Source organism: Methylocucumis oryzae (genome assembly GCF_000963695.1).
Classification (GTDB): Bacteria; Pseudomonadota; Gammaproteobacteria; order Methylococcales; family Methylomonadaceae; genus Methylovulum; species Methylovulum oryzae.
In genome coordinates, this window is the sequence record NZ_LAJX01000270.1 from 1 (window position 1) to 8,348 (window position 8,348).

At 44.1% G+C, this 8,348-nt stretch carries 8 protein-coding genes, 3 tRNA genes and 2 pseudogenes; 12 read left to right on the forward strand and 1 reads right to left on the reverse strand.

The features are described 5' to 3' along the window. The 7 genes and pseudogenes from VZ94_RS26200 to VZ94_RS19775 all read left to right on the forward strand — a co-directional run. Positions 1-413 (forward strand): annotated as a pseudogene (locus tag VZ94_RS26200) (glutamate--tRNA ligase); the annotation flags it as partial. A gap of 48 nt (positions 414-461) precedes the next feature. Next, a tRNA-Ala gene (locus VZ94_RS19750) sits at positions 462-537 on the forward strand. Between the two features lie 20 nt (positions 538-557). Then, positions 558-633 (forward strand) — tRNA-Glu (locus tag VZ94_RS19755). 59 nt (positions 634-692) lie between these two features. Next, positions 693-768 (forward strand) — tRNA-Glu (locus VZ94_RS19760). Positions 769-960: 192 nt separating this feature from the next. Further along, a complete protein-coding gene (locus VZ94_RS19765) occupies positions 961-1,335 on the forward strand; it encodes a hypothetical protein (RefSeq protein ID WP_045780540.1) in 375 nt (124 codons plus the stop codon). A gap of 125 nt (positions 1,336-1,460) precedes the next feature. Beyond that, positions 1,461-2,870: an argininosuccinate lyase gene (gene argH / locus VZ94_RS19770; protein WP_045780541.1), complete on the forward strand. Its 1,410-nt coding sequence runs from the start codon at positions 1,461-1,463 to the stop codon at positions 2,868-2,870. Beyond that, entirely contained in the window at positions 2,849-3,241 is a 393-nt protein-coding gene (locus tag VZ94_RS19775; RefSeq protein ID WP_131655655.1) for a hypothetical protein, read from the forward strand. The genes argH and VZ94_RS19775 overlap by 22 nt, the downstream gene beginning before the upstream one ends. Here VZ94_RS19775 and panD read toward each other — a convergent pair. Next, complete coding sequence (panD, locus tag VZ94_RS19780) at positions 3,238-3,618, reverse strand: aspartate 1-decarboxylase (protein WP_045780546.1); 381 nt, start codon at positions 3,616-3,618, stop codon at positions 3,238-3,240. The genes VZ94_RS19775 and panD overlap by 4 nt on opposite strands. Before the next feature lie 590 nt (positions 3,619-4,208). Between panD and mnmG the strand changes: the two are divergent. The 5 genes and pseudogenes from mnmG to VZ94_RS19800 all read left to right on the forward strand — a co-directional run. Beyond that, positions 4,209-6,081, forward strand: a pseudogene (gene mnmG / locus VZ94_RS31205) (tRNA uridine-5-carboxymethylaminomethyl(34) synthesis enzyme MnmG). Next, positions 6,081-6,728, forward strand: coding sequence for a 16S rRNA (guanine(527)-N(7))-methyltransferase RsmG (rsmG, locus tag VZ94_RS19790; protein WP_045780543.1), 648 nt, complete (start codon positions 6,081-6,083; stop codon positions 6,726-6,728). Before mnmG ends, rsmG begins: the two are co-directional and overlap by 1 nt. Further along, entirely contained in the window at positions 6,728-7,525 is a 798-nt protein-coding gene (locus VZ94_RS19795; RefSeq protein ID WP_045780544.1) for a ParA family protein, read from the forward strand. Before rsmG ends, VZ94_RS19795 begins: the two co-directional genes overlap by 1 nt. A 20-nt stretch (positions 7,526-7,545) precedes the next feature. Continuing rightward, positions 7,546-7,722 carry a hypothetical protein gene (locus VZ94_RS26205; RefSeq protein WP_157844985.1) on the forward strand — a complete coding sequence of 59 codons (177 nt, stop codon included), beginning with the start codon at positions 7,546-7,548 and terminating at the stop codon, positions 7,720-7,722. Between the two features lie 24 nt (positions 7,723-7,746). Then, a partial coding sequence (locus VZ94_RS19800) for a ParB/RepB/Spo0J family partition protein (RefSeq protein WP_045780545.1) occupies positions 7,747-8,348 on the forward strand: 602 nt, incomplete at its 3' end.

An 8,348-nucleotide genomic window follows, 5' to 3' on the forward strand; every position in this document is an offset into this window, starting at 1 on the left:
TAAAAATCGATATAAACAATGGCCCAGACTTAGTTGATCTCGTCAAAGTGCAACGCGAACGCTGTAAAACTTTAGTCGATATGGCAGAAGCAAGCCGTTACTTTTATCAAGWTTTTTCTACCTACGACGAAAAAGCAGCCAAGAAAAACCTTGCCCCAGGTGTCGAAGATATTTTCATGCGTTTACGCACCGCGTTTGCCGAGCTCAACGACTGGCAAGCCGAAGCGATTCATCAAGTTATTATTGATTTAGGCGAGGCATTATCACTTAACTTAGGCAAAATCGCACAACCGTTACGCGTCGCTGTGTGCGGTTCTTCTGTTTCACCAGCTATTGATATGACATTGTTTTTACTTGGTAAAAACAAAACCATAGCAAGAATCGAGCAAGCAATTGCTTATATTAAGCAATAAATAGTAGACAAGAACGACTATTTCTGTAAAATAGTCGTTCTTTGTTACGGGGCTATAGCTCAGCTGGGAGAGCGCTTGCATGGCATGCAAGAGGTCAGCGGTTCGATCCCGCTTAGCTCCACCAAAAACAATGATTGTAATGTTGTCCCCATCGTCTAGCGGCCTAGGACACCGCCCTTTCACGGCGGGAACAGGGGTTCGAACCCCCTTGGGGACGCCATAACAGACTCATTACCATTGTTGTTTTATCTAACTATATCCTGTTAGGATTCAAAATACGTCCCCATCGTCTAGCGGCCTAGGACACCGCCCTTTCACGGCGGGAACAGGGGTTCGAACCCCCTTGGGGACGCCATTAGATACCAGCAAAATCAACTACGCACAAAACATCTTCTTATCCGCTTTTTCTAGGCCAATAAAATTAATTTTATTTGACTAAAGACATTATTAACACGATTTTTTGTGGTAGAATTTTTAAGTCATTTAGCTGTAAAAGTTAACTGGCTTTAATGTTTAAAAAAACAATAATTAGAGGATTAGTAAAAATATGAAAAAAACTTTACTTGCATTGTTCATTGCCTCGTCAATAGGGGTTGTTTCATTACCTGCAGTTGCTAACATAGATGCAAGAACAACATACACTCCAGATCAAGCCGTTGACATGGTATGCAGCAAAATTAAAGCTGCTATCGATGCAATTAACAGCGGTTCTGACGGCGAAACTGTTGCCAACTTAATCAAAGACGCTTTAGACGCCAGCAAAGAAGTTAATGCCAACGACAGAGTTGATAGAGAACGTTACAAAGCTAACAACAAATTGAAATCTGCGCGTACCCACGCTAAAAGCTCTGCCTTACAAGAAGCTGAACAAGAGTTAAAAAATGCCTACCAAGGCTTCCAAGATTTGAAAAAATTGTTCTAATACTATAAACCATATCAAGAAGCTTCTAGTCACTCTTGATATGGTTTTATTTTTCCGACGCCGTGATACCCACCACCCATTAACACTATCACAAAAACGTCGACTAGCTGCTTATTCCCACCCCAATGAACTCGGTTAACCAAGATAAGCTTTCCAGCGCCCGCTTCTCCGAAGCCACTAATGCTTTCGTCGAGAAATTCACTGCCTCTGTAATGTTTGACCAGCGCATGGCAAAACAGGACATACAAGGCTCTATCGCTCACGCCACTATGTTATGCTCCGCTAACATTCTCACCGAACACGAGCGCGACACCATAATTTCCGGCTTAACTCAAATCGCTAATGAAATTGATAGCGGCCAATTTTCGTGGTCTATCAAGCAAGAAGACGTGCACATGAATATAGAAGCACGCTTAACTGAGTTAATTGGTATTACTGGGAAAAAATTACACACTGGCCGCTCACGCAACGACCAGGTAGCAACTGATATTCGCTTATATTTACGCGACCAAATCGGCATGATTAATTCCGAATTAAGACGCTTACAAGTCGCTATTATTGATTTGGCCGAGCAATATGCCGACACCATCATGCCAGGCTTTACCCATTTACAAGTCGCTCAACCCATTACCTTTGGCCACCATTTAATGGCCTGGTATGAAATGCTAAAGCGCGACTATCAACGCCTTCAAGATTGCAGCAAACGAATCAACATCATGCCACTAGGCGCCGCTGCATTAGCCGGCACTAGCTACCCTATTCAGCGCGAACTCACTGCTCAACTACTTGGCTTTGCACAAGTATCCGCCAACTCACTCGATTCTGTCAGCGACAGAGATTTTGCCATTGAGTTTACGGCAACTGCAAGCGTAATCATGATGCATTTATCGCGCTTCTCGGAAGAATTAGTTTTATGGACTAGCGCGCAATTTGATTTTATTGAGTTACCTGATGCATTTTTGCACCGGCTCTTCTATCATGCCGCAAAAAAGAATCCTGACGTACCCGAATTAGTACGCGGAAAAACCGGACGCGTGACGGGGCATCTGGTTTCGCTATTAATGCTAATGAAAAGCCAACCCTTAGCTTATAACAAAGACAATCAAGAAGATAAAGAACCCTTATTTGACACGGTCGACACGTTATTGGATTGTTTACGCGCTTATGCGGATATGATTCCGTTTATCAAACCTAAACAGGAAAAACTCTATCAAGCAGCGCGCCAAGGGTTTGCAACCGCAACCGACTTAGCCGACTACCTAGTTCGCAAAGGCATGGCATTTCGTGATGCCCACGAGCATGTCGGCGTTGCTGTTAAATTAGGTCTCAGTACACAACGTGACTTATCAGAAATTTCATTAGCAGAATTACAACAAATTTGCCCAATGATTGACAATGATGTTTACCAGTCTCTGAGCTTAGAAGGCTCAGTATCATCAAGGAATCACATTGGCGGAACAGCACCAGAACAAGTAAGAGCCGCTATTCAGCTCGCCAGAGCCGAGATAAACCAATGTGCAAAAACCGCCAGATGACAACAGAAGATACTTATTTGCTCCTGCTAATGGACATAGAAGCAGACTTAGTAACTGAATACGAAAGAAATCCTAACTTAACTGATACACAATGTATATTTGGCCTTGAAAATGCCAAGGTTGCTGTTAAGCAGCGTTTCGGCTTTGGCAAAAGCGAAACTATTAAACGCAACCCAGAAATCGATAACATCATTAACGGCTGTGTTCAAGTTGCCAACAAATATTTCGGCAAAATCGACGGCATTACGCTGAAAGACTTTATCACTCAAATCGATAAAATCATGCGTTCTGTGCGGCGTCATTCTGAACACGGACACCGCGCTTATTACCAATTCGTTAAAGATTACGTCAAAAACAAGAACCTCTACTAGGCCGCTTGCACAGGAATGTGCGAAGACGAGCGAATAACCTCGTTTTTGTCATTAAAATAAACCAGCGTTGGCTTATGCTCGCTTGCTTCTTGCTCATTAAACGATGCGTAAGCACAAACAATAATTAAATCACCCGGACAGGCTAAACGAGCAGCCGCCCCATTCACTGAAAACACTCCGGAACCCGCTTCGGCGCGTATCGCATAAGTAGTAAACCGTGCGCCGTTATTTACATTATAGATTTGGATTTGTTCGTATTCCTTAATGCCGGACAAGTCCAGTATAGCGCTATCAATCGCGCAAGAGCCTTCATAACCCAGTTCCGAACGGGTCACAGTTGCTCTGTGTAATTTCGATTTCAGCATCGTAATTTGCATAGTCATCAAGATAATACGTTGAAAAGCCCGCCATTATCGCTTAATTTTAACAGTGCAGCAATATTGAAAGCGGGTATTGACCAGAATAATAGCGATAGTAAAGATTAACAACTTAAGATGGGACAGATCATTCAGGCCGCAGGACGCCGTAAATACATCCCTGTAGGCTTGACGGCAGCAGGGATGCTGCCGCCACCTGGAGCCACAAGGATGTGGTGAATGCAGAAAATGCAGGAGCAGTTTTCTGTCGCCCTAAACGCCCTGCCCCGTCTTTAAGTGTGTAGCCAGAACAAAGCCCTGAAGCAAGTGTTAAAAAAATAAACAAGTTAGCTAGCGACATAACAGCTTGAAGTCACTGCTAAAACCCCAATACTTAGAGCTTTAGCACTGACCTCCCTATTTTTATGTTTTGCATGGCGGCGATATTGCGTTTTATCAGTAAAATACTCAGCCTATTAAACTGATGGGCAAACTTTGCAACCGGGTTATTACTGGGAACAGCATCGAGAACTAGTTGTTTTTTACGCTTTTTCATGGTTTACCTTTTATAATATAAACATTCAACGAACCATTAGAGTAAAACAAAGCTTGTGAAATTCAAAAAAGATTTTGATGTAATTGTAGTTGGTGGTGGTCACGCAGGCACAGAAGCAGCATTAGCCTCCGCACGAACCGGTGCCAGTACGCTATTGCTCACCCAAAATATTGAAACCTTAGGCCAGATGAGCTGTAACCCAGCCATAGGCGGTATTGGCAAAGGCCATTTAGTCAAAGAAATCGATGCACTCGGTGGCATGATGGCCAAGGCTATCGATGTCAGCGGTATTCAGTTTCGGATTTTAAACGCCAGTAAAGGCCCGGCGGTCAGAGCGACCCGCGCTCAAGCTGACCGCAGGCTTTATAAACAAGCCATTCGTCATGCTCTGGAAAATCAGCTTAACTTAGCATTATTCCAACAAACGACCACCGATTTAATTTTACAAGGCGATACTGTCGTCGGCGTAAAAACGCAAATGGGCTTAGATTTTTATGCCCGCGCCGTCGTATTAACAGCTGGTACGTTTTTAGCTGGTAAAATTCACATTGGCCTTGAAAATTACAGTGGCGGTAGAGCGGGCGACTCGGCATCAGTCACACTAGCAGAGCGTTTACGTGAATTACCGTTAACCATCGAACGCTTAAAAACCGGCACACCGCCGCGTATCGATGGCCGCACTATTGACTATAGCAAACTCGACGTGCAACATGGCGATACACCCGTACCTGTGTTTTCTTTTTTAGGTCAACGTGAACAGCATCCTCGTCAAATCCCTTGTTATATCACGCGTACCAACCAACAAACCCACGATATTATTCGAGCTGGATTAGACCGCTCCCCCCTCTACTCAGGTATTATCGAAGGCATTGGCCCACGCTATTGTCCTTCTATTGAAGATAAAATCGTGCGTTTCTCTGAACGCGATTCACATCAAATTTTTATCGAGCCAGAAGGTTTAGATACTAATGAAATCTATCCTAATGGCATTTCGACCAGCTTACCCTTTGATGTGCAATACGAATTCGTTAGAACCATGCCTGGCTTTGAAAACGCTGAAATCGTGCGCCCAGGCTATGCGATTGAATATGACTTTTTTTGACCCGCGCGATTTAAAAACTTCATTAGAAAGCAAGCACTTAAATGGCTTATTTTTCGCAGGCCAAGTCAATGGCACAACAGGCTATGAAGAAGCTGCTGCACAAGGCTTAATTGCAGGCTTAAATGCAGCCCGACAAACCCAAGGTTTAGACAGTTGGTGTCCACGCCGCGACGAAGCCTACATCGGCGTCATGATAGACGACTTAATCACTCGCGGCACGCAAGAACCGTATCGCATGTTCACAAGTCGTGCCGAATACCGATTATTACTGCGAGAAGACAATGCTGACTTGCGTTTAACCGAGCAAGGTCGCCAGTTAAATCTAGTCGATGACGAACGCTGGCAAGCCTTTGAGCGTAAACAATCAAGCATTAGTGAATTGCAAAACGATTTAAAAAAAGCCTGGCTAAGACCTAATACCGAAGCAATCGAACTAGCAGAAGCCTTTTGGGGTAAAGCCTTACCCAAAGAAGTCAATTTAATGGACATGCTAAGACGTCCAGAGGTTGATATTCAACGACTACTGACATTCCTACCTAATAGCGAAGAATATTCTGACGACGTCAGCGAGCAAGTCGAAATCCAAGCCAAATACCAAGGCTATATTGCTAGACAACAAAGCGAAATTGATAAATCGTTGCGTTACGACTACCTGCGTTTACCGGAAACGTTAGATTACAAAAACATACCAGGCTTATCGAACGAAGTATCAGAAAAGCTGAAAGCGCAACGCCCAGAAACCTTAGGTCATGCGTCGCGCATCCCAGGCATTACCCCTGCGGCCATATCGTTGCTACTGGTTTATTTGAAAAAGAAAACAGCATAATGAGTCAGCCTAAAGAGGATTTAAACCAACGCTTAAGCTTAGGTTTATCAGCACTACCATTAGACGTGAGCTCTAGCCATATTGAGCGCTTAATCGATTTTATAAAGCTCATCGCTAAGTGGAATAAAACCTATAACTTAACCGCCGTGCGTGAATTAGACGCGATGATTAGCCTACATTTACTCGATAGCCTTGCCATCATGCCGCACTTACACGGTAAAACGATACTCGATGTAGGCACAGGCGCAGGCTTACCAGGTATTCCGCTAGCCATTTGCTGTCCAGAACGCCAATTCTGCTTATTAGACAGTAATGCCAAAAAAACCCGCTTCGTACAACAAGCTGTTTTGGAATTAAAACTTAACAACGTCACTGTGATTCAACAACGTGTAGAGCAATATCATTCGGCATCTGGATTTGACACAATAGTCACGCGCGCCTTTGCCGAACTCAGCGAAATTATCAAACTAACACAGCATTTATTAGCACCTAAAGGTATTATGCTTGCTATGAAAAGCCAACATCTTGACCAAGAAAACCTAGATACACTTGCACAAGCAACTGTTATTCCTCTCACCATACCTGGTTTAGACGCTGAACGTAACGTCGTCCGTCTCCAGTTTTCAAACGTAGCCGAGGTAAGCTAATGGGAAAAATCATTGCCGTCACCAATCAAAAAGGCGGCGTTGGCAAAACCACCACCAGTGTCAATTTAGCAGCCTCATTAGCCGCCGCTAAACGAAACGTATTGTTAGTCGATTTAGACCCACAAGGCAATGCCGCAATGGGATGCGGTTTAGACAAAGAAGGTGGGCGCTATTCTAGTTATGACGTCTTAATGGCGGCAGCACCTGTCAGCGAAGCTATCGTAACACTTAGCGATTACGGTTTTAGCCTGATTCCAGGTAATGCTGATTTAACCGCTGCTGAAGTGCAATTATTAAGCGCTGAAAAACGCGAAGTAAGACTCGCGCAAGCATTAAAACCCATCAAAGCTGATTTTGACTACATCTTAATCGACTGCCCACCCTCGCTAAACATGCTAACCGTCAATGCTATGGTGGCGGCCGATAGCTTGTTAATCCCTATGCAATGCGAATATTACGCACTCGAAGGCTTATCAGCGCTGATGTCGACCTTAAAAGATATACAGGATACGGTGAATCCAGACTTACACCTAGAAGGCATATTGCGCACCATGTTTGATGACAGAAATCGCTTAACTAAAGATGTGTCTGAGCAATTAATCCGCTATTTCGGCGATAAAGTGTTTAGAACCTGTGTGCCTAGAAATATCCGTTTAGCCGAAGCGCCAAGCCACGGAATGCCCGTGATTAATTATGATAAATCATCGCGCGGCGCGATAGCGTATATCGCCTTAGCAGGCGAAATGATAAGAAAAGAAAAAAGGAATGGCCTAATGCAAAAAAAAAACGTGGTTTAGGGCGTGGTTTAGAAGTCTTATTGGCAGACACCGGCAGCCTTGACAATCAAAACTTAACACTAGACGCCATTAACGCCGAAGCCAGTGCCTTGCTACAGCAACTGCAACAAGAACACGCCCGCTTATTACAAGAAGCTGAAGCGCTACAACTGTTGTTAGCTGAAGTCGAGCATCTACTAAGCAAACAAACTCACTAAGCCCACTTTATAGCGATAACGATTATGGTGTTACCCAAACGCGGATTAGGCAGAGGTTTAGATGCACTATTAGGCGATGCAGCGGCCAAAGAAGAAAAACCATCGCACGCGCCTAAAACCTTACCGATTGAATTTTTACAACGCGGTAAATACCAACCGCGCCAAGATTTAAACCCGGAAAAGCTACAAGAACTCGCTGATTCGATTAAGACTCAAGGCATTATTCAGCCTATCATCGTGCGCCAACTAGAGACCGACAGCTATGAAATCGTTGCCGGAGAACGCCGCTGGCGCGCCGCACAATTAGCAGGTTTAGCGGAAGTCCCTGTTATCATCAAACACATCGATGATCGCACGACGATGGCACAAACCTTAATTGAAAACATTCAGCGAGAAGACTTAAATCCATTAGAAGAAGCCGAAGCCTTAAGACGCTTACTGAATGAATTCGGTATGACGCATCAAGATATTGCCACCGCGATTGGTAAATCAAGGGCAACGGTAACCAATCTACTGCGGCTAATCGAGCTAAACAGCGAAGTCAAAAAACTACTGCTTACTCGACAGTTAGAAATGGGGCACGCTAGAGCATTACTGGCGTTAACTGAACATGACCAGGTAAAAGC

What these genes read in the sequence shown, in the direction of transcription:
- VZ94_RS19765 (WP_045780540.1), top strand. Translation starts at nt 961, where the DNA reads ATGAAAAAAACTTTACTTGCATTGTTCATTGCCTCGTCAATAGGGGTT.
- argH (WP_045780541.1), top strand. Translation starts at nt 1,461, where the DNA reads ATGAACTCGGTTAACCAAGATAAGCTTTCCAGCGCCCGCTTCTCCGAA.
- VZ94_RS19775 (WP_131655655.1), top strand. Translation starts at nt 2,849, where the DNA reads ATGTGCAAAAACCGCCAGATGACAACAGAAGATACTTATTTGCTCCTG.
- panD (WP_045780546.1), bottom strand. Translation starts at nt 3,618, where the DNA reads ATGCAAATTACGATGCTGAAATCGAAATTACACAGAGCAACTGTGACC.
- rsmG (WP_045780543.1), top strand. Translation starts at nt 6,081, where the DNA reads ATGAGTCAGCCTAAAGAGGATTTAAACCAACGCTTAAGCTTAGGTTTA.
- VZ94_RS19795 (WP_045780544.1), top strand. Translation starts at nt 6,728, where the DNA reads ATGGGAAAAATCATTGCCGTCACCAATCAAAAAGGCGGCGTTGGCAAA.